This window comes from Klebsiella sp. 2680 (assembly GCF_900198535.1).
GTDB classification, from domain to species: Bacteria; Pseudomonadota; Gammaproteobacteria; order Enterobacterales; family Enterobacteriaceae; genus Klebsiella; species Klebsiella indica.
The window spans coordinates 626,158-650,538 of record NZ_FZNJ01000002.1; the positions used below are offsets into that span (position 1 = coordinate 626,158).

The 24,381-nt window shown below is 50.1% G+C and carries 24 protein-coding genes, 5 tRNA genes and 4 pseudogenes; 13 read left to right on the forward strand and 20 right to left on the reverse strand.

Annotated elements, in window-relative coordinates:
* Window positions 1-227: 227 nt before the first annotated feature.
* The 6 genes from FN037_RS10335 to uvrY form a co-directional block, all read right to left on the reverse strand.
* A tRNA-Leu gene (locus FN037_RS10335) sits at window positions 228-314 on the reverse strand.
* 13 nt (window positions 315-327) lie between these two features.
* Window positions 328-401 (reverse strand) — tRNA-Cys (locus FN037_RS10340).
* Window positions 402-438: 37 nt separating this feature from the next.
* Window positions 439-514 (reverse strand) — tRNA-Gly (locus FN037_RS10345).
* 150 nt (window positions 515-664) lie between these two features.
* Window positions 665-1,213, reverse strand: a complete 549-nt coding sequence (gene pgsA, locus FN037_RS10350; RefSeq protein WP_138363067.1) for a CDP-diacylglycerol--glycerol-3-phosphate 3-phosphatidyltransferase — start codon at window positions 1,211-1,213, stop codon at window positions 665-667.
* A 57-nt stretch (window positions 1,214-1,270) separates the two neighbouring features.
* On the reverse strand, window positions 1,271-3,103 hold the full coding sequence (uvrC, locus tag FN037_RS10355) for an excinuclease ABC subunit UvrC (RefSeq protein ID WP_138363066.1): 1,833 nt from the start codon (window positions 3,101-3,103) through the stop codon (window positions 1,271-1,273).
* Window positions 3,100-3,756 carry a UvrY/SirA/GacA family response regulator transcription factor gene (gene uvrY, locus FN037_RS10360; protein ID WP_138363065.1) on the reverse strand — a complete coding sequence of 219 codons (657 nt, stop codon included), beginning with the start codon at window positions 3,754-3,756 and terminating at the stop codon, window positions 3,100-3,102. The genes uvrC and uvrY overlap by 4 nt, the downstream gene beginning before the upstream one ends.
* A gap of 458 nt (window positions 3,757-4,214) precedes the next feature.
* On the opposite strand from uvrY, the gene FN037_RS10365 reads away from it, so the two are divergent.
* Window positions 4,215-4,439: a DUF2594 family protein gene (locus FN037_RS10365; protein WP_138363064.1), complete on the forward strand. Its 225-nt coding sequence runs from the start codon at window positions 4,215-4,217 to the stop codon at window positions 4,437-4,439.
* Between the two features lie 67 nt (window positions 4,440-4,506).
* Here the strand turns inward: FN037_RS10365 and sdiA are convergent, their stop codons facing one another.
* From sdiA to tcyJ, 5 genes are all read right to left on the reverse strand, one after another.
* A complete protein-coding gene (sdiA, locus tag FN037_RS10370; RefSeq protein ID WP_138363063.1) occupies window positions 4,507-5,229 on the reverse strand; it encodes a transcriptional regulator SdiA in 723 nt (240 codons plus the stop codon).
* 569 nt (window positions 5,230-5,798) lie between these two features.
* A complete protein-coding gene (gene tcyN / locus FN037_RS10375) occupies window positions 5,799-6,551 on the reverse strand; it encodes an L-cystine ABC transporter ATP-binding protein TcyN (RefSeq protein ID WP_142502152.1) in 753 nt (250 codons plus the stop codon).
* Entirely contained in the window at window positions 6,548-7,216 is a 669-nt protein-coding gene (gene tcyL / locus FN037_RS10380; RefSeq protein ID WP_142502153.1) for a cystine ABC transporter permease, read from the reverse strand. The genes tcyN and tcyL overlap by 4 nt, the downstream gene beginning before the upstream one ends.
* A 15-nt stretch (window positions 7,217-7,231) precedes the next feature.
* Complete coding sequence (gene dcyD / locus FN037_RS10385) at window positions 7,232-8,218, reverse strand: D-cysteine desulfhydrase (RefSeq protein WP_138363060.1); 987 nt, start codon at window positions 8,216-8,218, stop codon at window positions 7,232-7,234.
* Window positions 8,219-8,312: 94 nt separating this feature from the next.
* A complete protein-coding gene (tcyJ, locus tag FN037_RS10390; protein ID WP_138363059.1) occupies window positions 8,313-9,113 on the reverse strand; it encodes a cystine ABC transporter substrate-binding protein in 801 nt (266 codons plus the stop codon).
* Window positions 9,114-9,313: 200 nt separating this feature from the next.
* Here tcyJ and amyA point away from each other — a divergent pair, with 200 nt between their 5' ends.
* Window positions 9,314-10,801 carry an alpha-amylase gene (gene amyA, locus FN037_RS10395; RefSeq protein ID WP_142502154.1) on the forward strand — a complete coding sequence of 496 codons (1,488 nt, stop codon included), beginning with the start codon at window positions 9,314-9,316 and terminating at the stop codon, window positions 10,799-10,801.
* Between the two features lie 32 nt (window positions 10,802-10,833).
* Here amyA and yedD read toward each other — a convergent pair whose 3' ends face one another.
* Window positions 10,834-11,259 carry a lipoprotein YedD gene (gene yedD / locus FN037_RS10400; RefSeq protein ID WP_138363083.1) on the reverse strand — a complete coding sequence of 142 codons (426 nt, stop codon included), beginning with the start codon at window positions 11,257-11,259 and terminating at the stop codon, window positions 10,834-10,836.
* Between the two features lie 459 nt (window positions 11,260-11,718).
* Here yedD and rcsA point away from each other — a divergent pair, with 459 nt between their 5' ends.
* A complete protein-coding gene (gene rcsA / locus FN037_RS10405) occupies window positions 11,719-12,342 on the forward strand; it encodes a transcriptional regulator RcsA (protein WP_138363057.1) in 624 nt (207 codons plus the stop codon).
* 31 nt (window positions 12,343-12,373) lie between these two features.
* Here the strand turns inward: rcsA and dsrB are convergent, their stop codons facing one another.
* Window positions 12,374-12,571, reverse strand: coding sequence for a protein DsrB (gene dsrB / locus FN037_RS10410; RefSeq protein ID WP_138363056.1), 198 nt, complete (start codon window positions 12,569-12,571; stop codon window positions 12,374-12,376).
* 134 nt (window positions 12,572-12,705) lie between these two features.
* Here dsrB and FN037_RS10415 point away from each other — a divergent pair, with 134 nt between their 5' ends.
* Entirely contained in the window at window positions 12,706-12,909 is a 204-nt protein-coding gene (locus FN037_RS10415; RefSeq protein ID WP_138363055.1) for a YodD family peroxide/acid resistance protein, read from the forward strand.
* Window positions 12,910-13,304: 395 nt separating this feature from the next.
* Here FN037_RS10415 and FN037_RS10420 read toward each other — a convergent pair whose 3' ends face one another.
* Complete coding sequence (locus FN037_RS10420) at window positions 13,305-13,484, reverse strand: YodC family protein (RefSeq protein ID WP_138363054.1); 180 nt, start codon at window positions 13,482-13,484, stop codon at window positions 13,305-13,307.
* A 75-nt stretch (window positions 13,485-13,559) separates the two neighbouring features.
* A complete protein-coding gene (locus tag FN037_RS10425; RefSeq protein WP_142502155.1) occupies window positions 13,560-14,471 on the reverse strand; it encodes a DUF808 domain-containing protein in 912 nt (303 codons plus the stop codon).
* A 187-nt stretch (window positions 14,472-14,658) separates the two neighbouring features.
* On the opposite strand from FN037_RS10425, the gene yedA reads away from it, so the two are divergent.
* Window positions 14,659-15,570 carry a drug/metabolite exporter YedA gene (yedA, locus tag FN037_RS10430; RefSeq protein ID WP_142502156.1) on the forward strand — a complete coding sequence of 304 codons (912 nt, stop codon included), beginning with the start codon at window positions 14,659-14,661 and terminating at the stop codon, window positions 15,568-15,570.
* A gap of 1 nt (window position 15,571) precedes the next feature.
* On the opposite strand, the pseudogene FN037_RS10435 reads toward yedA, so the two are convergent.
* The 4 genes and pseudogenes from FN037_RS10435 to drpB all read right to left on the reverse strand — a co-directional run.
* Window positions 15,572-16,039: pseudogene (locus FN037_RS10435) on the reverse strand (very short patch repair endonuclease); the annotation flags it as partial.
* A gap of 7 nt (window positions 16,040-16,046) precedes the next feature.
* Window positions 16,047-16,187, reverse strand: a pseudogene (locus tag FN037_RS10440) (DNA (cytosine-5-)-methyltransferase); the annotation flags it as partial.
* A gap of 31 nt (window positions 16,188-16,218) precedes the next feature.
* Window positions 16,219-16,914, reverse strand: a complete 696-nt coding sequence (locus FN037_RS10445; RefSeq protein WP_142502158.1) for a phosphohydrolase — start codon at window positions 16,912-16,914, stop codon at window positions 16,219-16,221.
* A 42-nt stretch (window positions 16,915-16,956) separates the two neighbouring features.
* The gene (drpB, locus tag FN037_RS10450) at window positions 16,957-17,238 is read right to left on the reverse strand and encodes a cell division protein DrpB (RefSeq protein WP_138363049.1); all 282 of its coding nucleotides are present in this window, start codon (window positions 17,236-17,238) and stop codon (window positions 16,957-16,959) included.
* A gap of 769 nt (window positions 17,239-18,007) precedes the next feature.
* On the opposite strand from drpB, the gene FN037_RS10455 reads away from it, so the two are divergent.
* From FN037_RS10455 to FN037_RS10475, 5 genes and pseudogenes are all read left to right on the forward strand, one after another.
* Window positions 18,008-19,063, forward strand: a complete 1,056-nt coding sequence (locus tag FN037_RS10455) for a porin (protein WP_138363048.1) — start codon at window positions 18,008-18,010, stop codon at window positions 19,061-19,063.
* A 169-nt stretch (window positions 19,064-19,232) separates the two neighbouring features.
* A pseudogene (locus FN037_RS10460) lies at window positions 19,233-19,487 on the forward strand (IS30 family transposase); the annotation flags it as partial.
* 193 nt (window positions 19,488-19,680) lie between these two features.
* Window positions 19,681-20,661, forward strand: coding sequence for a GlxA family transcriptional regulator (locus FN037_RS10465; RefSeq protein ID WP_142502159.1), 981 nt, complete (start codon window positions 19,681-19,683; stop codon window positions 20,659-20,661).
* A 78-nt stretch (window positions 20,662-20,739) separates the two neighbouring features.
* Window positions 20,740-21,750, forward strand: a complete 1,011-nt coding sequence (gene gap, locus FN037_RS10470) for a type I glyceraldehyde-3-phosphate dehydrogenase (RefSeq protein ID WP_142502160.1) — start codon at window positions 20,740-20,742, stop codon at window positions 21,748-21,750.
* A gap of 351 nt (window positions 21,751-22,101) precedes the next feature.
* A complete protein-coding gene (locus FN037_RS10475; RefSeq protein ID WP_185929247.1) occupies window positions 22,102-22,548 on the forward strand; it encodes a hypothetical protein in 447 nt (148 codons plus the stop codon).
* 179 nt (window positions 22,549-22,727) lie between these two features.
* Here the strand turns inward: FN037_RS10475 and FN037_RS10480 are convergent.
* Window positions 22,728-22,817, reverse strand: a tRNA-Ser gene (locus FN037_RS10480).
* Window positions 22,818-22,907: 90 nt separating this feature from the next.
* On the opposite strand from FN037_RS10480, the gene mtfA reads away from it, so the two are divergent.
* The 3 genes and pseudogenes from mtfA to FN037_RS10495 all read left to right on the forward strand — a co-directional run.
* Entirely contained in the window at window positions 22,908-23,708 is an 801-nt protein-coding gene (gene mtfA / locus FN037_RS10485; protein ID WP_171034950.1) for a DgsA anti-repressor MtfA, read from the forward strand.
* 100 nt (window positions 23,709-23,808) lie between these two features.
* Window positions 23,809-23,884 (forward strand) — tRNA-Asn (locus tag FN037_RS10490).
* 161 nt (window positions 23,885-24,045) lie between these two features.
* Window positions 24,046-24,336, forward strand: a pseudogene (locus FN037_RS10495) (Arm DNA-binding domain-containing protein); the annotation flags it as partial.
* Between the last annotated feature and the right edge of the window lie 45 nt (window positions 24,337-24,381).

Below are 24,381 nucleotides of genomic sequence, written 5' to 3' on the forward strand. Positions count from 1 at the left end.
AACATTCAGGCTTCGGGGAAGGATTTTCCGGCGAAAACATAGTTCACGGTACGATCGGCAAATGTACCTTGTTCTGATTGTGGGGAAATTATGGGGAAATAGAAAAGTCATTTTTATGCCGGGAGGCAAAATCATCGTCGGAAAGGTGAATTGCAGGCACAAAAAAACCACCCGGAGGTGGTTTTACGACACTGCTTATTGCTTTGATTATTCTGCTTTTATCCCAATGGTACCCGGAGCGGGACTTGAACCCGCACAGCGCGAACGCCGAGGGATTTTAAATCCCTTGTGTCTACCGATTCCACCATCCGGGCTCGGGATTGAAATTGGAGGCGCGTTCCGGAGTCGAACCGGACTAGACGGATTTGCAATCCGCTACATAACCGCTTTGCTAACGCGCCTTAATAATTAACACCCGCATTTGCCGATGCTTTTAACTGGAGCGGGAAACGAGACTCGAACTCGCGACCCCGACCTTGGCAAGGTCGTGCTCTACCAACTGAGCTATTCCCGCAGTGTCAAGCTAATTGCTAATCACTTGATTTCGTTATCGTCTGTCAGACTGTGCTGCCGTTCGATGCGTTGCATTCTACTTACCTGGCGCAATGAGTCAACGTTATTTTTTAAAACCCCGTATTGTTTGCTGAAAATTGCGCCGAAACGATCACTGTTCAAGCAAATCCCCACGTGCCGCGTTCAGATATTGCAGCATGGACCACAGCGTCAGTACTGCCGCGACAAAAAACAGACCGATTCCCGCCCATTCAACCCAAATATATGGCCGCCACAGCATCCACACCAACGCCGTCATCTGAGCGGTGGTTTTCACTTTACCTATCCACGATACCGCCACGCTGCTGCGCTTGCCCAGCTCGGCCATCCACTCACGTAGCGCGGAAATAATGATTTCACGGGCGATCATCGTTGCGGCCGGTAACGTCACCCACCAGGTGTGGTAGTGTTCAGCAACCAGCACCATCGCAATCGCCACCATCACTTTATCCGCTACCGGGTCAAGGAAAGCACCGAAACGGGTGCTCTGGTTCCAGCGGCGCGCCAGGTAGCCATCAAACCAGTCGGTCACTGCGGCAATAAAGAAAATCAGCGCGCAGGCAAATGGCGCCCAGGTAAATGGCAGGTAAAACGCCAGTACAAAGAACGGGATAAGAATGACGCGAAACAGAGTAAGCAACGTAGGGATATTAAATCGCATAATAACGGGTAACTATCTGTTGTAAGTAAAAATTAGCCCTATGTTGCTACAGAGCCCCTAATGTTTCAACGAGTAGAAGATCTTTTCTGCCAGACCGTGAGATATACCCGGTACTTTAGCAATCTCTTCGACGCTGGCTTTCTGCAGCCCTTGCAGACCCCCCATATATTTCAGCAGCATTTGTCGGCGTTTTGGCCCCACTCCTTCAATCGTTTCTAACGTGCTGGTGCTTTTCACCTTCGCCCGTTTTTTGCGATGACCGGAAATAGCATGATCGTGTGATTCATCACGTATATGCTGGATAACATGCAGCGCCGGTGAATCCGGCGGCAAGCTAAAACCGTCACCTTCCGCGTCGAAAAATAGCGTCTCCAGCCCCGCTTTACGGTCACTGCCTTTTGCCACGCCCAACAGCAAAGGATGATTTTTATCCCACGGAACATCCAGCCCGGCAAAAACCGTTTTCGCCTGTCCAAGCTGACCTTTACCGCCATCAATCAGGATAACATCAGGAATTTTACTCTCTTCTATCGCCTTGCCATAGCGACGACGCAGAACCTGATTCATCGCCGCATAATCATCTCCCGGCGTGATGCCGGTAATGTTATAACGGCGATATTCCGCGCGCAGCGGCCCGTTATTGTCAAAAACCACGCACGAGGCGACCGTCTGCTCACCCATAGTGTGACTGATATCGAAACACTCCATCCTATTCACCGTCGGCAGCTTAAGCAATGTTGCCAGCGCCTGCAGGCGTTGCGTAATCGTCGCGTGTTGAGAAAGTTTAGCCGTCAACGCCGTCGCAGCATTGGTTCGCGCCAGCTTCAAATAACGTGCACGATCGCCACGCGGCTTCGTCTGTACATTAACCCGACGCCCCGCCAGCTCAGAGAGCGAATCGGACAGCAGCGTTTTATCACCCAGATTAAAATCCAGTAAGATCTCGCCAGGTAAAGTACGCATCTGGCTGCCCTGTAAATAGAATTGACCGACAAAGGTTTCCACAACTTCCCCCAGTTCGGTTCCATTGGGGACCCTGGGGAAATAGCTGCGGCTACCCAGCACTTTACCCTGACGAATAAATAGCACGTGGACACAGGCCATTCCGGCCTCAAACGCCACGCCAATCACATCCAGATCGTCCCCGGTATTAGAAACAAACTGCTTTTCGGTGACCCGACGCACGGCCTGAATCTGATCGCGGATCCGCGCCGCCTCTTCAAACGCCAGCGACCGGCTGGCCTTCTCCATGCGGGCAATCAACTGCGTGAGCACCTGATCGTCCTTACCCGTAAGGAACAGGCGGACATAATCAACCTGCTGTGCATACTCTTCTTCACTCACCAGCCCGGCGACACACGGCCCCAGACAGCGGCCAATTTGATATTGCAGGCAGGGCCGGGAGCGATTGCGGTACACACTGTTTTCACACTGCCGGATGGGGAAGATTTTTTGCAGCAGAGCTAAAGTTTCGCGAACCGCATAACCATTCGGAAACGGGCCAAAATACTCACCTTTCGCATGCTTTGCCCCGCGATGCATGGCCAGACGAGGATGGGTATCGCCGCTAAGAAAAATAAAAGGGTAGGATTTATCATCGCGCAGCAGCACGTTGTAACGCGGCTGATACAGCTTGATATAATTGTGCTCAAGCAGCAGCGCTTCCGTTTCGGTGTGGGTAACGGTCACGTCTATCTGCGCGATGAGCGCCACCAGCGCCTCCGTTTTGCGCGAAGCCAGATTGCTGCGAAAATAGCTGCTGAGGCGCTTTTTTAAATCTTTGGCTTTACCTACATAAATGACAGTACCGCCAGCATCATACATACGATAGACGCCCGGTTGGCTGGTAACTGTCTTCAGGAAAGCTTTGGCGTCAAAAACATCACTCACTGACTTGCTAACGACTCCGTATTGCACAGGCCATGGCGAATTGCCAGGTGCGTCAGCTCCACATCGCCATGAATGTTAAGTTTACTGAACATACGATAACGATAGCTGTTCACCGTCTTAGGACTCAGATTTAACTGCTCTGAGATCTCATTGACCTTCTGACCTCGGGTGATCATCAGCATAATCTGCAATTCTCGCTCGGACAAACTGGCAAACGGCGATTCTGCCTTTTCAGGTTCAATCTGGCTGAGGGCCATTTGTTGGGCGATATCCGAGGCGATATAACGCTGGCCGGACGCCACGCAACGAATCGCATTGACGACTTCCTTCGGCGCTGCGCCTTTACTGAGATACCCCGCCGCGCCGGCTTGCATAACCCTGGCCGGCAGTGGGTTTTCAGTATGCACCGTCAGCATAATCACTTTGGCATCGGCAACAGAGCGGACAATCTTACGCGTCGCTTCAAGTCCGCCGATACCCGGCATATTCATATCCATCAGGACGACATCAACGGGATGTGCGCGGCACCATTTCACGGCATCCTCGCCGCAGCAGGCTTCGCCGGCAACTTTAATCCCTTTTATATCTTCCAGAATGCGTCGTATCCCTGCGCGCACTAGTTCGTGGTCATCAACAAGAAGGACGTTGATCAAAGGAATAATCTCCAGAATTGAGGGATAACGCTACTGATAGCTTATCTTTTACATATTACCGGGTTTTATCGTAACTTTAAAAGCCCAAAAATGTGCTACGAAAACTTTCTTACGCCATAGTGAAAATTTGTCAGCGTATCTTATGGAATTCCATAGATAACATAGCGTTATACAACACCATTTTTTTAACATTGATCATACAGATTACGCAAAAACACAACACTTTATGTAGAAGCGAAATACAGCGCTGATATGTAACAATTATTAACGAAAAAATAGCATCACGCAAAATTATCCCGCTCAGGCCCCATAATTACGTATTACGCAACAAATAGAACCATTCACCATTCAAATGAGAGAACAGAAATCAGGCACTCTTTTTTCCCTTGCTTGTGGTATACTGCGCCGCCTTTACTTTTAGTCATGCGCATTTGCGCAGAAAGCAAACGAGGATATCGATGAGTACACCAGATTTTTCCACTGCAGAAAATAATCAAGAGCTGGCGCAAGAAGTTTGCTGCCTGAAAGCGATGCTGACGTTGATGCTTCAGGCCATGGGCCAGGCAGATGCAGGCCGCGTGATTATTAAAATGGAAAAGCAAATCGCGCAGATGGAAGATAAGGCTCAGGCTGCCGTATTCTCCAGTACGGTCAAGCAAATTAAACAGGCGTACCGTCAGTAATCATTCACCGGCTGAAAGTATGACTGACAGCCGGTTTTGCGTCTGACACGCAGAACAACGAATTAACTCAAATTAATCCCGTCGCCACCGCATAGCAGGCAATTTGTGTTTTGTTTGGTGCATTGAATTTTCGCTGCATATTCTTCTGATGGAAATTGACGGTATTTTCAGAGATAGAGAGAATCATCGCCACTTCTGCCGACGTTTTCCCTTCCGCCGTCCATTTGAGAATCTCCAGTTCGCGTCGGCTAAATTTCATTTCCGGCGGCATAACCATCCCATCTTCCAGTCGCAACAGCGTGAATAAACTTAATTCTGTTAGCATACTTAAACGCATTTCCAGTTCATCTTCCGCAAAAGGGCCCGGACCCGGCTTGTTACCTGAAACGGATAGGAATCCCTGGGCATGATTCGGCAATATCCGGCACTGAGTCACACCTTTGCGTAAACCATGATCGCGCGCGCCATTCCATAATTCCGGCGTATCACGAAATAACGTGTCGTTCCACTGCAGATGCCCGCGAATGAAATTCTCGTTGCGTAGTACCGGATCAATAGCAAAATAATTTTCGGCTTGATAGTGCGACATCCAGGCCTGCGGATAGGTTGATTGCAGGGTCAACCTGGGGCGCGTAAACGGTACAGGATGCCGAACACAAAGCGCGAAGTAATCATATTCCAGTCCCTGCACCTGCTGCTGTAGCAGTTTATAAACCCCTTCCCCCGAAGCGATTGACTGAAATTGTTGCAGCATATCCCGCCGCCAGCTGAAAAAATCATTGTCCCTCATAACTGACCAAATAACCCCTAAGTAATAATCATTCTTATAAACATATAAAGCTAACACATAAATCTTTTTTATATGTATACCCGTCATACTTCAAGTTGCATGTGCGTTGGCTTTCCTCGTTCACCCCAGTCACGTACTGGAGTACGCTCCCGGGGATTCACTGCGTCGCCGCCTTCCTGCAACTCGAATAATTTAGGGTATATAAAATATCTATAGCCTGAATAATTAGAATTGCAGAACAAAACGACTATCCGTTTTGAACAACGCTTGCACGGCTCCCGAAAGGCCGTGCCTCATAGATGAAACGCATCACACCGCAGCCAACACATCTGCAGCCTGAAGTCTGACGGCTAAAAAGCCCCCCATTTATTAGACTGCCGCGGGCAACATCACCTGATTTAATAAATAAAGTATACCTCCGGCACGCCTGAATTGATGAAATACACAACCAGATTGCTCATAACCTGCGGCAGAATAAGCAACATTTGATAGCCGCAATCAGTACAAACATGGGCCCTCAGAGTGCGTTCGCCAGAACATTACCCCGGGAACGCAACCGGAGGAAAATGTTACTGCATCAGGAATTTTTCAAGGAACTGGCGAGTACGCGACTGCCGGGGATTAGCAAACAGTGATTTCGCTTCGCCCTGTTCAACAATACGCCCCTGATCCATAAAAATCGCACGATCCGCCACGTCACGGGCGAAACTCATCTCGTGGGTCACTATCACCATAGTACGCTTCTCCTGCGCCAGCTGACGAATGGTGTTAAGCACCTCACCCACCAGTTCAGGATCTAACGCCGATGTGGGTTCGTCAAACAGGATCACATCGGGGCGCATCGCCAGCGCACGCGCTATCGCCACGCGCTGCTGCTGCCCGCCGGACAAGCGCCGCGGATAGCTGTTTTCTTTACCGGCAAGGCCAACCTTCGCCAACAGTTCACGGGCCCGGATAATGGCGGCGTTTTTATCCTCGCCTTTAACGATTACCGGCCCCTCAATGATATTTTCTAACACCGTCCGATGTGGAAAAAGATTGAAGTTCTGAAACACAAAGCCCACATGCTGACGCAGGCGGCGAATGGCCGCTTTTTGCTGACTGATGCTGCGTGCTATATCTATCGTGACCTCACCAACCCGAATCGTCCCGCTTTCCGGCTGTTCCAGCAGATTAATACTGCGCAACAATGTGGTTTTGCCGGAGCCGCTGGGACCGATGATTGCAACAACCTCGCCTTCCTGTACTTCAAGGTCGATACCATGCAGGACCGTTTGCCCATGAAATTTTTTCACCAGGTTTTTGACTTCAATGGCACTCATTTCGGCTCACGCTCCTGGCGGTTAAGTTGATGTTCAAAATAGTTTTGCAGCGTCGACAGTACCGTCGCCATCACCCAATAGATCAGTGACGCAGCCAGATACATGGTGAACACCTCCAGAGTACGCGAGGTGATCAGTTGCGCCTGACGAAACAGTTCCGGTACCTGGATAGTCGCGGCCAGCGAGGTATCTTTCACCAGGCTGATAAAACTGTTAGAAAGCGGCGGCAGCGCCACCCGAGCGGCCTGCGGAAGAATAGCCCGACGCATCGCCTGCCAGCGCGTCATACCGATACTTGCCGCCGCTTCCCACTGCCCTTTGTCAATGGAGGCAATGGCTGCGCGCAGCGTCTCGGCTGCGTAAGCCGCAGTATTGAGCGACAAACCGATCATTGCCGCGGGAACAGGATCCAGTTCAATACCAAACTGCGGCAAACCGTAATAGATCATAAACAGTTGCGCGATCAGCGGTGTACCGCGAAAAATGGAAATATACATCCGTGCCAGCCATTTTACTGGCCAGACCGACGACATACGCATCAGGGCCAGAATGAACCCTAGCACCAGACCAAATAACATACCGCCGATGCTGAGCTGTAGCGTGAAAACCGCTCCTTTTAGCAGAAAAGGCGCCGAATCGATAACCAGTTGGATACTCTCTTGCATTCTATTCGCTCTGTATTAGATATGAGGATGATAGGCGAACAGCGCAGGTGCACCGCCAGTGTGGACAAACAATATCGGCCCTTCATCTTTAAAACGATTCTGGTTGATGCCATCAATCAGTCCAGCCATCGCTTTTCCGGTATAAACCGGATCCAGCAGGATGCCCTCCAGCTGTGCCAGCAGCTTCACCGCCGCCATCCCCTCATCGTTCGGCGTACCATAACCCGGCGCAAAGTAGTCATCCCATAGCTGAATATCGGCCTTCGCCTCCAGCGCCAGGCTGTTTGCCACCGCCTGTTGCAGCGCAACCACCTTTGGCAACTGGTCCGCAACTGTGCGCGACACGGTTACACCAATCAATTCAGTCTCTGGCATCAATTGTTCAAGACCCACGGCGAGACCTGCATGGGTGCCTGCGCTCCCGGATGCCACCACAATTGACGAAAGGCCAACCGCACCTTCACACTGCTGAGCAATTTCCAGCGCACTTTCTACATAACCCAGGGCGCCCAGGGCATTAGAACCGCCAACCGGGATCACATACGGACGGTAGCCCTGAGCTTCAATACGTGTCGCCAGTTCCTCCAGTTGCGCATTGGGATCGGTCAGCGCATCACACATTTCAACCTGAGTATTAAACAAGTCGAGGAGCAGGCGGTTACCGTTAGTCAGGTAGTTCTCCGCCCGGGTACCTATCGGATTCTCCAGCAACGCCACGCAATGCAGACCCAGTTTCGCCGCAACTGCCGCCGTCTGACGGACATGGTTAGACTGGATAGCCCCTGCGGTGATGAGCGTATCTGCGCCCTCGCGCAGCGCATCGGCCGCCAGAAATTCCAGTTTGCGTAGCTTATTTCCCCCCATTGCCAGGGGAGTGACGTCATCACGTTTAATGAAAATTTCGCGACCAAGGTGATCGGATAAACGCGGCAGATATTCAAGCGGCGTCGGCGCGCCAATCAGTTCCAGACGCGGGAAAAGCGTTAAATTTTGCAGTGACATAAGACCTCCTGACTCAATTATCCTTAATTATGCACGCTGTTACAGGCGAAATAAAAAAGGCGCTATCGAAAGCGCCTTTTTTCACCACCTGTGGTTACTTCGTGACGTCAGCACCAAACCACTTTTCCGATAGTGCCTTCAGGCTGCCATCTTTTTGCATATCCGCAATGGCGCCATCGATCGCGTTCAGCAGGTCCTCATTGCCTTTACGCAGCGCCACGCCGGATTCCTGCCGGGAGAAGGGTTCTCCGGCGAGCGCAAGGGTGTCGCCCGTTTTCTTCACCAGATCGAGCGCCGCCAGGCGGTCAACCAGGATGGCGTCGATACGGCCAACGCGCAGATCCTGATACTTGGTCGGATCATCGTCGTAAGTACGAATATCAACCCCTTGCACGTTCTGGCGCAGCCAGGCTTCATAATTCGTGCCCAGGCCGACACCAACTTTCTTACCTTTCAGGTCAGCGGCGGTTTTAATCGTTCCTGCATTACCTTTTTTCACCAGCGCCTGAATCCCGGAGATGGTGTATGGCGTCGAGAAGTCATACTTCTTCTTACGCTCAGGGGAGATGGTTACCTGGTTGATAACCACGTCGATACGTTTGGATTCCAGTGACGCAAGCATGCCGTCCCATTTCGTCGGTTTAAGGTCAGCTTTTACGCCTAAGTGCTTCGCCAGATCGTTGGCAAAATCCACCTCAAAACCGGTCAGCTTGCCGTCATCGCCCTGATAACTGAATGGCGGGTAGGTGCCTTCCAGGCCAACACGTAAGGTGCCGCGCTCTTTAATCTGATTAAGTAAATTTTCAGCGGCAAAGGTTTTTACGCTGACGCCCGCCAACAAAACAACAGCCATAACGCCCATCAGCGCCTGACGACCCCGAAATGCTAATTTCATAGAGACTCCTGGCAGAGAGATATTTTTTGTAGTGTAAAGGGTTTAGCCCCTGTCACCAACATCGATACGCTACATCTTATACCAAATAATTATATATGATGCCTTTTATCACATAGTGAAAATACAACAAAAATGCCACCGTTTTGGTGGATATCTCTCATACTGCAATGGTCAGCTTGATGACGTCTGGAGCACGGAAGATGAAAAACCCCACGTTATTGCAGTGCTTTCACTGGTACTACCCCACCGGCGGCGAATTATGGCGTGAAATCGAAGCCCTGGCACCAAACCTGAATGAAATCGGTATCAATATGATTTGGTTGCCTCCCGCCTACAAAGGCGCTTCTGGCGGATATTCCGTCGGTTATGACAGCTACGATCTTTTTGACCTCGGTGAGTTCGATCAAAAAGGCTCGGTCGCCACCAAATATGGCGATAAAGCCCAACTACTCGCCGCCATCTCCGCGCTCCGCCAGCATGATATCGCCGTGCTGCTTGATGTCGTGATCAATCACAAAATGGGTGCTGATGAAAAAGAGGCCGTACGTATACAGCGTGTTGATGAACAAGACCGGACGCAAATCGACGATGAGATTATTGAGTGTGAAGCCTGGACGCGCTACACCTTCCCCGCCAGGCGCGGACAATATTCAGCGTTTATATGGGATTACAAATGCTTTAGCGGCATCGATCATATTGAAAACCCTGATGAAGATGGCGTGTTTAAAATCGTCAACGACTATACCGGCGAGGGATGGAACGATCAGGTCGATGATGAAATGGGTAATTTCGACTACCTGATGGGCGAAAATATTGATTTTCGCAATCGGGCCGTTGCCGAGGAGATTAAATACTGGGCGCGCTGGATAATGGAGCAAACCGGCTGCGATGGCTTCCGTCTTGATGCAGTTAAACACATCCCCGCCTGGTTTTATAAAGAATGGATCAACCACGTCCAGGACGTCGCGACAAAACCACTGTTTATCGTCGCGGAATACTGGTCGCACGAAGTCGACAAACTTCAGCAATATATCGCCATGGTAGATGGAAAGACACTGCTATTTGATGCCCCTTTGCAAATGAAATTCCATGAAGCCTCCCGACAGGGACGCGAATACGATATGCGTCAGATTTTTAGCGGTACGCTGGTTGAAGCCGATCCATTCCACGCAGTGACGCTGGTCACCAACCATGATACGCAGCCGCTGCAGGCGCTGGAAGCACCGGTTGAGGCATGGTTTAAGCCGCTGGCCTATGCGCTGATTCTGCTACGTGAAAATGGCGTGCCGTCGGTCTTTTATGCCGATCTTTTCGGCGCCTGCTATGAAGACGCCGGCAGCGATGGACAACGCTATGCAATTGAGATGCCAGTTATCGAACAGTTACATGAGCTGATCGATGCCCGCCAGCGTTTTGCCCACGGTGTACAAACGCTATGGTTCGATCATCCTAACTGTATCGCCTTTAGCCGTAGCGGCACCGATGAAGATCCAGGTTGTGTGGTGGTGCTGTCAAACGGCGATGACGGAGAAAAATCGCTTCCTCTGGGGGAAAACTACGGCAACAAACGCTGGCGGGATTTTCTCGGCAACCGTGAAGAAGTGATTACCACCGATGCTAAAGGTAACGGTATTTTTACCTGTAACGGTGGTAGCGTCAGCGTTTGGGTGATTGAAGAGACGCTATAAAACATACCGGTCCCGCGCGGGCTGAAAATGACTCATTCCGCGTGGGCGTTCGTGCTCTCCGTTGAAGACGCTTCCCACGCCTGTTCACACTCCGGAGTAAGACGCGCCACCCGTTTGAACGTCATGCGATCGTAGTGCAGCGTATCACCTTCACGCTCAACGGGATAAACATTCAGCGCAGCGGTAACGTTATAGATAACTGCGTCACGTTTCATTAATTTCCCCGGTACGACGATCACCCTTTGCCACTGTCGACAGTCAAACGTATCGCCATCTTTAGTCACAATCAGGCTGGCAATCGCCTGTGGGCTCATCATCTCTTTCTGCGGTCCCGCCGATTGCCAGTAGCCATCCAGACCGTCCGGGGCTGGCGCTTTAATTACATCGCTGTAGTTATCAACCTGAGCGCAGCCAGATAAAACCAACAGCAATCCCAAAAATACGATCTTGTTCTTCATCATCATCCATCCCGCAAACCGATAAAAAATTATTGTGGCATTAAAGCGTTACGCCCGCTACTCTTCTCGAATTGAGGGAAAACATCCGCATCGTGCCTGCCACCTCCGGCGCGGCAAAAAATTGCCTGTACCGAATAAATTATTTTTCTCTATTGAATAATCCTATCTTTTTGTGAGGTGATATTTTAATCGCTCAATATAAGGATAATCCTATTTTAAAATACGATGAAAAATGACAACCTTATATCACACGGGAGTTTTTGGTTTTTATTTCCTCCACGTAGCAATTCGTCACCTTTACTTTAAGAATATTCCTGGCAAATTATGGGATTATTACAGAATGGTTCATGCTGCCTGATAGTTACTGAGCGGTAGCAGTTTTTATGACTAACAAAATGGACTTCATCGCACTTACCGGCGAGGAATAAATTATCGTTAGGTGTTGATTGAGGATGAGTCATGTCAACGATTATCATGGATTTATGCAGCTTCACCCGGCTGGGATTAACCGGGTACCTGACAAGCCGGGGGATAAAGAAGCGCGATATCACTGAAGTACACAGCCTCACCAGCCTGCAATCAGGCTGCGAGAGTAACCGCCCAACGGTGGTGTTTATCAATGAAGATTGCTTTATTCACCATAAAGAGAGCAACCAGCTTGTCCGGCAGATCATCAAAGCGCACCCGGCGACGCTATTTGTTGTCTTTATGTCGCTAACCAATATTCATTTTGATCACTATCTGTTGGTGCGCAAAAACTTACTTATTTGCTCAAAGTCACTGACGGCAAAAGACCTTGATGATATTCTGGCCAATCGTCTGAAATATGAGAATCATCGCACTACGCGCATTACTATCCCGACGCTGGCGTTAAGCCAGACTGAATCAAATATGCTCCGGATGTGGATGGCCGGGCACGGCACCACGCATATATCCGCCCAGATGAACATTAAGGCCAAAACGGTCTCATCGCATAAAGGCAATATTAAAAAGAAAATCCAGACTCACAATAAACAAGTGATTTATCACATTGTACGATTGACGGAAAACATCACGTCCGGGATTTATGTCAACGCTCGTTGAAAACGCTGGCGGCATCGGCCGCCAGTTTGCTTCATACAGGTGACTCTTCTTTCTCAACAAAAATGCCGTCCGGATGCCCTTTCTCGTTGAAAAACCAAATTCCCAGCGGATAATCTTCCAGCGAAACCAGATACATGACCCCTTCACTAAACGACTCTATGGCCAGCACAACCCCCGATCGACGTGGGCCACCATCGGTCTTGACCGTGACACGATCGTTTACCTGCATAACTCATCTCCTCTCTATTTTGAGCCAGTGTAGAACAAAAGAGCCGATCGCGCAGCGCTCTCCCTGATAACAGGTGTTTTTGTAAACAGTCTATACTTAAAAGCGCCATCCCCGAGTTAAGCGAGGTCGCTGCGATGAAAACCGCCAAAGAAAATAACGTCGGAGAAAGAGTCGATGTTGACGCCCTGCTGGCGGCAATTAATGAAATCAGCGCAACTGAGGCGCACCGCATACGCGAGGTAAGTAGTGATGATGGCGATTATCATGCCTGGCGTGAACTGGCTGAAGCTTTTGAGCTGGATATTCATGACGTTAGCATAACGGAGATTAATCGCTGATACGCACGCAAAAAAATCCCGACTCGCAGGAGTCGGGAAGAAACTTGCTAATGCAAGAAGCACTTAAAATTCGTTACACCGGGAAATCCGATGTACTAAAGACATTATCCTCAATTATTTTGCATGACAAGGTCTATTCATGAGGCAAATTATTGAAAAAATGTGACTTATAAAAGGCGTAACGCTGGCAAGGCACGCCAGACAAGGACTTTACCAGTTTGTTCTGCTACGAACATTTGTTCGCAGGCGTATTTTTTTTAAGATAAATCTCATTATAGCGATCGCAACAAATAGATTATGGATTTATTCATTGGTTAAACGAATAAATAATTATCCCTCGCAATGACAAACCCGCCCCGTTCGCACAAATGAAGCCGGAGCAACAGTATACAAACTCAGGAATGATTGAGCTTCTCCTCCCCTCCGCGGATCAGCTCATCCTCACGAAATGACTCACGCTTAACGCCATGCCCGTCATACCAGCGACACTCAACCATACCGCTGGCAAACCCGGTGACAATCATCCGCGGTCCTCCGTTTTTACGCCTCACTTCATCGCTAATCAACAAGCCCATCTTCGCCTCCGCTTTCAGGAAGAAACAACGTTACCTTAGACGAAGATGGGCGATATTGCCTGGTCCGGCGGGCATTTAGTCTGCAGAACGCTGAAGCGCAGCAATCGCTTTCACCCCTGCCAGCACAATAGCGCCAATGATAAAGCCCAGCAGCAGATTCGCCGCCATGGGCAACAATGACGCAATTATGCCATTCTGCTCATGGGCAATCTCCTCAATAGCATGGTGCAACGGCGTAATACCGTGAACGACAATCCCTCCGCCGACCAGAAACATCGCCAGCGTTCCGACCACCGATAACGCTTTCATCAAGCGAGGAGCAATCGCTAATAAGGCCTTACCTGACCATTGCGCCAGCGAACTGGTTTTCTCCACCAGCCAGTACCCCATATCATCAAGCTTGACGATGATCCCCACCAGACCATACACGCCTATCGTGACCAGCAGCGCAATGCCAGACAAGATCAGAATCTGGTTTAACAGCGGCGCTTCGGCGACTATGCCGAGCGTGATGGCGACAATTTCAGCGGAGAGGATAAAATCGGTGCGTATCGCCCCTTTTACCTTATCGCGTTCAAAAGCCATAGGATCCTGATTTGCCAGCGCCTCAAGCCGCTGCTGGCGAACCTGCGGATCCTCTTTATGTTTACGCGCCTGCAGGCTGTGCAGAACTTTCTCTACCCCTTCAAAGCACAAAAACGCCCCACCCAACATCAGTAACGGCGTAATTGCCCACGGAATAAAAGCGCTAATCAACAACGCCAGCGGCACCAGAATCACTTTATTAATAAACGAACCTTTAGCCACGCCCCAAACCACCGGCAGCTCGCGGTTAGCCCGTACGCCAGTCACCTGTTGCGCATTAAGCGATAAATCATCGCCCAATACGCCCGCTGTTTTTTTTGCCGCCAGTTTCCCCATGACCGAAATATCGTCAAGCAGAGTGGCAATATCATCCAATAAGGTTAAAAGACTACTTCCTGCCAAAATTACATTCCTTCATTGATGGTTGTTCAGCGTAAAGTATGAAGCAAAAGCCCTTTTTCGCCCACAACAGTCTGCATATAGTCAACAAAAATTTAACAGTAGCAAATGTGTGAAAGGACTCGCCAGCGCGATAGTTTTCACGTTTACTATGTGCCTCCTTTCTATCTCTGCACCGTCGTGAGGAAATATGTCTACCCGTCAGTTGTTACCGCTTATCGGGGCATTATTTGCGTTATATATCATCTGGGGTTCCACCTATTTTGCTATCGCCATTGGTGTTGCCAGCTGGCCGCCGCTCATGATGGCTGGCGTCCGTTTTCTTTCTGCCGGCGCGGTGCTCACAGCCTGGTTACTGGCAACCGGACATAAACTTCCCGCCCGCAGGCCGCTGCTCAACGCCGCGCTGATTGGTATTTTACTGCTGGCTGTCGGTAACGGTTTCGTCACCCTCGCGGAACACCAGCATGTTCCCTCCGGCATTGCGGCGGTAATGGTGGCGACGGTGCCTCTGTTTACCCTGTGCTTTAGCCGCTTTTTCGGCATTGCTACCCGTAAGCTTGAGTGGCTGGGTATCGTCATCGGTCTGGCGGGGATTGTCCTGCTCAATAGCGGCGGTAACCTCAACGGTAATCCGTGGGGAGCATTGCTGATTCTGCTTGGTTCGATGAGTTGGGCCTTTGGTTCCGTCTACGGGTCGCGAATTGCGCTACCGACAGGCATGATGGCGGGGGCCATTGAGATGCTGGCTGCGGGCCTCGTGCTGATAATTGCCTCGGCGTTAACCGGAGAAACGTTAACCCGAATGCCTTCATGGTCCGGCATACTTGCCGTTGCTTACCTGGCCATATTCGGCTCACTTATCGCTATCAATGCCTACATGTATCTGATTCGTAACGTAACTCCTGCTGTTGCCACCAGCTATGCCTACGTTAATCCGGTAGTCGCCGTTCTGTTGGGTACCGGACTGGCGGGTGAAAATCTGTCGCCGATCGAGTGGCTGGCACTGGGAGTGATTATTTTTGCGGTGGTGCTGGTGACGCTTGGAAAATATCTGCTCCCTCCCCGGAGCAAAGTGACTTCCTGTCAGGCTGAGAAGTGATCGCCAGCGGACCTATGCCTTGAGTGTCGATCTGCGCGCAGTCCCCACCGCCGCAGATCCACTCTTCCAGGCGTTCGCCAAGCGCTTCATCACTGAGTTTCTTTCTCCCGCGCAACGCACACTCCCAGACCACCAGCACCCGCCATCCCAGTTCCGTCAGTCGCCCGAGATCCCGGCCATCACGCGCCACGTTTTTGGCTATCTTAGCTAACCAAAATTCGGTTCTCGTGGCTGGGATTTTAAACAGATAGCAATGGTGATGATGCCAGAAACAGCCGTGAGTAAAAATCACGCACTGATAGTCGGCCACCACAAAATCAGGCCGTCCCGGCAAGGCGGCGTCCTGCACCGTAAAAGAAAATCCTGTACGCGTCAGCAATGCCGCCAGCCGTTTTTCGATCGCCGTATCGCGCGTGCCAATCGCCCGCATGTTTTTACTGCGGGTGGCTTTATCGTGAACGTCCGCCATGATGAATCCCTCGTTCCTGATGTTTATGCGCATAACGGTAGAGATATTTCCATAGCACCTTCGTGAGAATAAACTTAGGATCGACTTCGGCTTCAAGTAACTCACCGAATGTTGGCCGTTTTGCCGGATAAAGGGCCGTAATATCTCTGCGGAAATTACCATCAATAGCGCTGGCAGTTTTAAGTCAACGGGGTAAAGCGCTGTAAAACAGCCTCATCAAAGGTCACAGGATCGCCGCGAAGCTCCGCGCTGAGTTTAGCCATAAACTGCACCAGAAAGTGCGCGTTATGCATCGCCATTACCCTGCCCTTTTCTGTCTGCATCGTTTCCGGTAAACGCAATAGCTTGCACTGAAAGTGGTCCAGGGCATACTTCTTGTCATTTAATTCCCGCCGTTCGGCGAAAGGATCGTCGGCATCAAACAAGAGATTATTCAACGAACCGGAGACCGCAAACACACGAGCCAGCCCAATCGCGCCTAAAGCTTCCAGACGATCGGCGTCCTGGACAATTTTCGCTTCTTCACTTTGCGGGGCAATTGCGGCGCTAAAGCTGTGCGCTTCAATGGCGTGCAGAACCGCCGGATAGCGGTCTGCGGGGAAGTCCGGGAAAGAAGACTGCAGAATGGCCAGCGTCCTCTCTGCCGCCATTACCGAAGACCGGCTACGGTCTGGATGATTTTTCGCCAGACTAATAATGTCATGAAAATAGCAGGCGGTCAGGATCACCAGACGATCAGCATCGGTGCCTTCCGCCAGTCTCTGTGCCGTTGACCATACCCGACGAAAGTGTGAAATATCGTGTGCGGAATCCTCTTGCGAATGGCATCCGCTTAACCAGTTTTCAAATCGTTGCTGCCAGTCAACCAGTTCCATGCTCGTTCCTTTAAGATAACGCCAGCAATCAGCATAGCAACATTAATCGTGATGTTCATAACGCTGTGGAAGCGGGCGCGTGTACCAGGCAATTGCGCCGAGAATTCCGCCCACGGCACCCAGAACCAAAAAACCCAACAATGCACCGATCCATTTCCCCGCCGTTGAGCCAAGTTCACCTGCGATTGTCGCACCAGGCACACTTTGAATCTGTCCGACAACCCACCAGTAGCGCACCATCGCCCAACAGAAATAACAACAAAAAGCATAAAATGCCCATAACGCCAGTTTACCTCCCGGGCTCCGTTTCGCTTTTTCTGCCATTTATTTTTCTCCCTTTACTTAACAGCCATATGCAGTCTGGTTGCACAAAATTGTGATAAACATCACATTATATACTTAAAATTGTTCAATATGCATTGCGGCGCCAGGCAGGTGACAGACCTGAACAGTCAGGAGCAGACGCAGGAGAAAAATGCATGGCAGGCGACCGCGCATCCATCCTCATGATCAGAGGTAATGATGGACTGACGAGAACGACAGGACCCCCGGTGCCAGTTTGAATGCAGCCACGGCAATGGGAGCGGATAGTATTCAAAGATAAACGGGTAACCGTCACCGATGCATCAGCAATCCGATAGGTAATATTGAGAATACTCATTATATTTAAATAATCGAATCTGACAGCGATAAACAATAGCCCCTCTCCTCTTCGCCACTGACATCATCACTGAATTCCTATTTTATACAAAACCCTCAGTTATCTTTTTAAAAGAGACCCACAAAGAACCCAACATCCACCTAAAAACGGAAAACAGCAATACCTGATACACCCGGAAGAAATTCATGACATCAATCACACCAAAAAAAACATAACAGCATGTTATCTTTAAATATTATTGCAATGAATATATTGCATCTTAATTATATAATTAAAACATAAAGAGAGCATTAGAAATAATTAGAAATATTTTATATATTTTGTTTACATAATTTAATTTAAAGAAAAATAAACTTAATCGCTAGTATCACACCGTCACTTCGGAGTGAGGTGGCACAATTCATATTAATTATGATTAAAAGGGAATATATAATGAAAAGAAAAGTACTGGCAATTTTGATTCCAGCGTTATTCACTGTGGGTAGCGCTAATGCGGCTGAAATCTATAATAAGAACGGTAACAAACTGGATTTCTACGGTAAAATGGTCGGCAAGCACATCATGACCCATGATGGCGGCAACAATAATGCCAACGATGCCTCCTATGCCCGCTTTGGTATCAAAGGGGAAACGCAGATTAACAACACGCTGACCGGTTATGGCCGGTTTGAGTACAACATCAAAGCGGACAAACCTGAAGGGCAGCAGACTCATGCCACGCGTCTGGCTTTCGCTGGCCTGAAATTTAGTGACTATGGTTCATTCGATTATGGGCGTAACTATGGCGTGGTTTACGACGCAGCCGGTTACACCGATATGTTGGTTGAATGGGGAGGCGATGGTCTGGTTCACACCGACAACTTCATGACCGGCCGTACCACTGGCGTTGCAACCTACCGTAATACCGACTTTTTCGGATTGGTTAATGGCCTGAACTTTGCGCTCCAGTATCAGGGTAAAAACAACCAGAGCTCAGCTAAAAAATCGAACGGTGACGGTTTCGGCTTCTCCGTAAACTACAACATTAACGACTTCGGTTTCGTTGGCGCATACAGCAATTCTGACCGTACGCACGAACAAACAGCAGACAACAAAGGCGAAAAGGCGGAAGCCTGGAGCATCGCCGCGAAGTATAGTGCGAATAACATCTATACAGCCGCCATGTATGCGGAATCCCGCAACTTGAGCCCTATGGAAAATGGTTCTTTTGCAAATAAAACCCAGAACATCGAAGCCGTTGTTCAATATCAGTTTGACTTTGGTCTGCGTCCGTCCCTGGGCTATGTCTACGCGAAAGGCAAAGATCTGAATAACCGCCGCGATGCGGATATCATGAACTATGTTGAGCTGGGTACCTGGTACTACTTCAACAAGAACCTCAACGTTTTCACTGCATACAAATTCAACCTGTTGGATGACGACGATGCCGTTGTGACTGGCGCGTCGACTGACGATCAGTTCGCGGTCGGTATCACCTACCAGTTCTAAGGTTGTTCAACACATCCAGATCCGCCTCGTAAACCATGTCATTCCTTTAAGCGAAGCGGCATGTTTATTCACCGGATAACAGGTTTTACCCTTGAAAAACGGCCCTGGTCTTGATGACCGGGGCATTTTATAATGAAGATTCAGGATGATTCCCGGACGCCTCTGCGCCAGCTACACCCGATTTACTGTAGCGGCAAACATTCAGATTTATTTCTGTGATCCTCAATCTCCCTGGCAACGCGGCTCAAATGAAAATACAAACAGATTACTCAGACAGTATTTTCCAAAAGGAACTGACTTATCAGTTCACAGCCAACAAAGACTAAACAATGTTGCCAGACAGCTCAACGAAAGGCCCAGAAAAACGCCAGACTATGAATCACCCGCAGAGCGCTTCAATCAATGTGTTGCATCCATCAGTTGAACTCACAGCGCATAGCGGAACACCGGGCCATATGCCCGATCCACTGTGTGTCAGAATCGCACATTAGCAGGCAACTCCGGTCAGTCAAAATCAAACCATCATCCAGAGATGGCCCTGTCACTTCGGTAGAGAGAATTTTTCCGTCCACAGAGGTTCTGTTGACTTATTCTGTAAAAAGTCTACTTTTCAGGACATGAAGAAGATACTTATCATTGTACCCGATGGCGGCATGCTGTTTGAATCCGCCGGTATTGCCGACATTCTGATGCAGGCCAACCGCCTGCACGCGAAAGGCGCTACGGACATCTGTTACCAGGTTCAGTTAGCGACAACTCAGCCGCATCAGGTGATCCATGGTCAGTCCGGTTTAAATCTACTGGCAGATCATCGCCTGCATGAGATGAACCCTCGTGAACCTCTCGATACCATTATTATCACCGGCAGGGGGCAAAATCCGCAGGAAGGGATTGCAGTCGTTGACTGGCTGCGCCTTGCCGCTCCCCATTCCCGTCGCATTGCATCCATTTGCGGTGGCGCGATGCTGCTGGCGCAAACCGGGTTGCTGGACGGCAGACGAGCCACCACCCACTGGAAACTGCTGGAGACCATGCAGGCAGAATTTCCTCAGGTTCGCGTCGAAGGTGGTCCACTCTACATTCAGGACGAACACATCTGGACATCCGGCGGGGTCAGTTCCGGCTTTGACCTGACGCTGGCGCTGGTCGAAGAGGACTACGGCTTCAGTCTGGCGCGCGACATCGCCCAGGACTTCGTCATGTACCTGCGCCGTCCCGGAGGCCAGTTGCAGTTTAGCCGCTACAACCTTCAGCAGACCAGCCCCCAGAGCCCTCTTAACGATCTGCAGGCCTGGTTGCTCGAGAACCTCACTGCCGACCTCTGCGTGGATAAACTGGCAGAAAAAGTCGCCATGAGTCCACGTAATTTCACCCGCGTATTTACCCGTGAAACCGGCCTTTCCCCAGCGCGCTACGTCGCAGAAGCCCGGCTGGCCGCTGCCCGGCAGCGTCTGGAGCAGACCAACGAGACACTGGATCGTATAGCCGAGCAAACGGGATTTGGCAACAGCGTTAATCTGCGGCGGCTATTTGAAAAACAACTTCAGCTCACACCTGGTGAATATCGCCAGCGCTTTCACTGCCGTAAAATGGCGTAAAGTGATCCTTTTTTGTCATTTACGCCAACTCGTCACCGACCTACATTACCTTCAGAGACAACAGACAAGGAGTTGATCATGGTAAAGGTCGGTATTAACGGTTTTGGCCGTATCGGACGCAACGTACTGCGTGCTGCGCTGGGTAACCCGGATATTCAGGTCGTAGCAATCAACGATCTGACAGATAGTCAAACGCTGGCGCATCTGCTGAAATACGACTCGCTGCTCGGTAAACTCAATGCCGACGTCACTGCCGGCGAGGGGCAGCTTGTGGTTGACGGTAAACCCATCACCGTGTTCAGCGAACGCGACCCAGCCAATATCCCGTGGCGTCAGCGTGAAGTCGATATCGTCATTGAAGCAACGGGGCTCTTTACTGAGCGTGACAAGGCGGCGGTGCATATCCACCGCGGTGGCGCAAAGCGAGTGATTATCTCCGCCCCCGGGAAAAACGATGATTTAACCATCGTGATGGGCGTTAATGATGGCCTCTACTCCCCGGATAAGCACTACGTGGTCAGCAATGGGAGCTGCACTACCAACGGTCTGGCACCTGCCGCACAGGTTCTGCACCAACATTTTGGTATTAAGCATGGTCTGATGAACACCACCCACGCCTACACCAACAGCCAGGCGCTGCACGACCAGCCGGAAAAAGACCTTCGTGGCGCCCGCGCCGCCGCGCTGTCGATTGTGCCTTACTCCAGCGGTGCTGCGAAGGCGCTTGGCAAAGTCATCCCCGGGCTGGATGGCCGCTTAACCGGTTACTCGCTGCGCGTCCCCGTTCCGGTGGTATCTATTGTCGACCTGACCGTAACGCTTGCGCGGGATGTGACAGTAGACGAGATCAATAATGCGTTTCGTGATGCCGCTGCGACGGGGCCACTGAAAGGGATCCTCGGCTATAGTGATGAACCGCTCGTCTCAAGCGACTACCAGGGTGACCCGCGTTCTTCCATTATCGACGGTCTGTCAACACGGGTGATTGGCGGCAATATGGTTAAAATTCTGGCGTGGTACGACAATGAATGGGGATTCTCTAATCGCCTCGTCGACCTGGCGCTGTTGATAGCCCGGTGCGAACACTAACCCGCTGCTCCCGCACGTGCTCTAAAATCCATGCCTGGCGTGGATTTTTTATATCTGTCGCTTGTAAGTCGTCGCATGCCAGCGTATTGAAAGTGAGTTCTAGGGTGGAATAAGCGATCCCAACTCAACGCCTCCTTAAGGGCAAAACCGGAATCAAAGCCCACACCAGACCGCATCAACAATTAATAGATTGAAGACATGCGCTATATTTAGAAGTCATCTAATGATGCTGCCTGAATGAATAACCCATCACACGTTTAAAGGCATTACGCTAATCCCGAACATCCTAAGCCGCGACGGGCGGCGGAATTAGCCGGACTGACCGTTGCACAACGCGGTGTTAACGTTTCTGTGGTACGCCTGTCGCAAGTTCATGACACAAATAAACAAGGATTAGTCACTCTACTGATCGAACTTGCCCGCCAGAAAAGCGTATCCGGGTATGTTGAAGAAGGTCAAAACCGATGGTCAGCCGCGCACATCAGCGATGTGGCTGATGTCTATTTACGCGCGCTGGAGAAAAATAGCCCCAATAGCCGTTATCACGCGGTAACGGAAGAAGGAATTCCTATGTGCACTCTTGCTGAAGTTATCGGTTATATTCTGAACGTATCCGTTAAACGTATCGCAACTCAAGATGCAAAAGAACATTTTGGCTGGATGAGTTTGCTGATTGATCATGATATGTCAGCCTCAAGTACTCTCACCCGAGAACGCCTGGCGTGGCAACCTACTGGCCCAGCGTTGATTGAGGATCTTTTAAAGATTAGCTCTGTTAGTAATAACTCAGCAGTATAATAAAACACCGCCGCGTCAATGGTCAGTTTGTTAAGTCGACAGTTTCGCCGACAAGAGATCTTCCGATTCCGGAAAAACCAGGAGATGATGATTGAAGAAAATATACCAATTGAATATACCAACACTATACCAAGTGTGATGGGAGTCGTTGAAAGGAAATCACGTAAGTGTTTGAATAGTGGCGGAGAGAGGGGGATTTGAACCCCCGGTAGAGTTGCCCCTACTCCGGTTTTCGAGACCGGTCCGTTCAGCCGCTCCGGCATCTCTCCGTTATTGAAGTTGCTATAATGCCAGGTTCTTTGGCATTTTAATAGTTCCTGTCTCTTTAATTCAGTTCAAGTGACGACTTTGCGAGCAAAATGATGTTTAAATGGCCCTGGAAAGTAGGTGAAGAGTCCGGCAACGCAGAAATCCCCTGGGAAAAGGCGCTTGCCATCCCTGTTTTAGCCAATCTCTCCGATCAGGAGCAGCAGAAGCTGCAGCAAATGGCAGCCCGTTTTTTACAACAAAAGCGTCTTGTTGCGTTGCAAGGGCTTGAACTCACTCCCCTGCAGAACGCGCGTATTGCACTCCTGTTTTGCCTGCCAGTTCTCGAACTGGGGCTTGAGTGGTTAGACGGTTTTCACGAAGTGCTTATCTACCCCGCAGAGTTCGTCGTTGATGACGAATGGGAAGACGACATCGGCCTGGTACATAATCAGCGCGTCATACAATCGGGTCAAAGCTGGCAACAGGGTCCCGTTGTTCTCAATTGGCTGGATATTCAGGATTCCTTTGACGCATCAGGTTTTAACCTCATAGTCCATGAAGTAGCGCATAAATTAGATGTCCGTAATGGCGATCGTGCGAGTGGCGTGCCTTTCATCGCTTTACGTGACGTCGCTGGCTGGGAACACGATCTCCATGCCGCAATGAATAACATCCAGGATGAAATTGATCTGGTTGGAGAAAGCGCGGCCAGTATTGACGCCTATGCCGCGACCGATCCTGCCGAATGTTTTGCCGTGCTCTCTGAATATTTCTTTAGCGCGCCAGCACTGTTTGCCCCACGCTTTCCCTCTCTTTGGCAACGCTTTTGTCATTTTTATCGCCAGAATCCCCTGGAGAGATTGGGCGACACTAACTCGCAAAGCGAGGACAATGACCCGACGGTACACTAAAACAACGGACTGTGTTAAATTTAACCATTTGAATCAGTAAGTTAAATTTAGTATTGACACAAAAAACGGTGGACAGTAGTATGCGCCCCGTTCACACGATTCCTCTGTAGTTCAGTCGGTAGAACGGCGGACTGTTAATCCGTATGTCACTGGTTCGAGTCCAGTCAGAGGAGCCAATTTCCTGTTTTCATGCATCTTTGCGAATCCTTATCTGATGTTGATTCAAGAGGTTAGCGTGAAAACTCTTCCCGGTGCATTTTGATTTTACCCTCCGCATCGGGAAAAATTGGTGGTCAAATCTGGGGTCAGGTTAGTTCGATAATGGAGTGACCCCCATATGTCCCTTACCGACGCGAAAATCCGCACTCTCAAGCCTTCTGATAAACCCTTTAAAGTCTCCGATTCCCACGGTCTGTATCTGCTGGTCAAACCGGGTGGCTCACGTCACTGGTATCTCAAGTACCGTATTAACGGTAAAGAATCCCGCATTGCACTGGGAGCCTGGCCTGCCGTCTCCCTCTCTGATGCGCGACAGCAGCGTGAAGGTGTCCGTAAAATGCTGGCGCTGAATATCAACCCGGTACAGCAGCGGGCTGCTGAACGTGACTCACGGTCGCCTGAGATGGTGCTCGGTGAATCGGGCTTTGCGCATGGCGATCTCCTCAGGAGGACA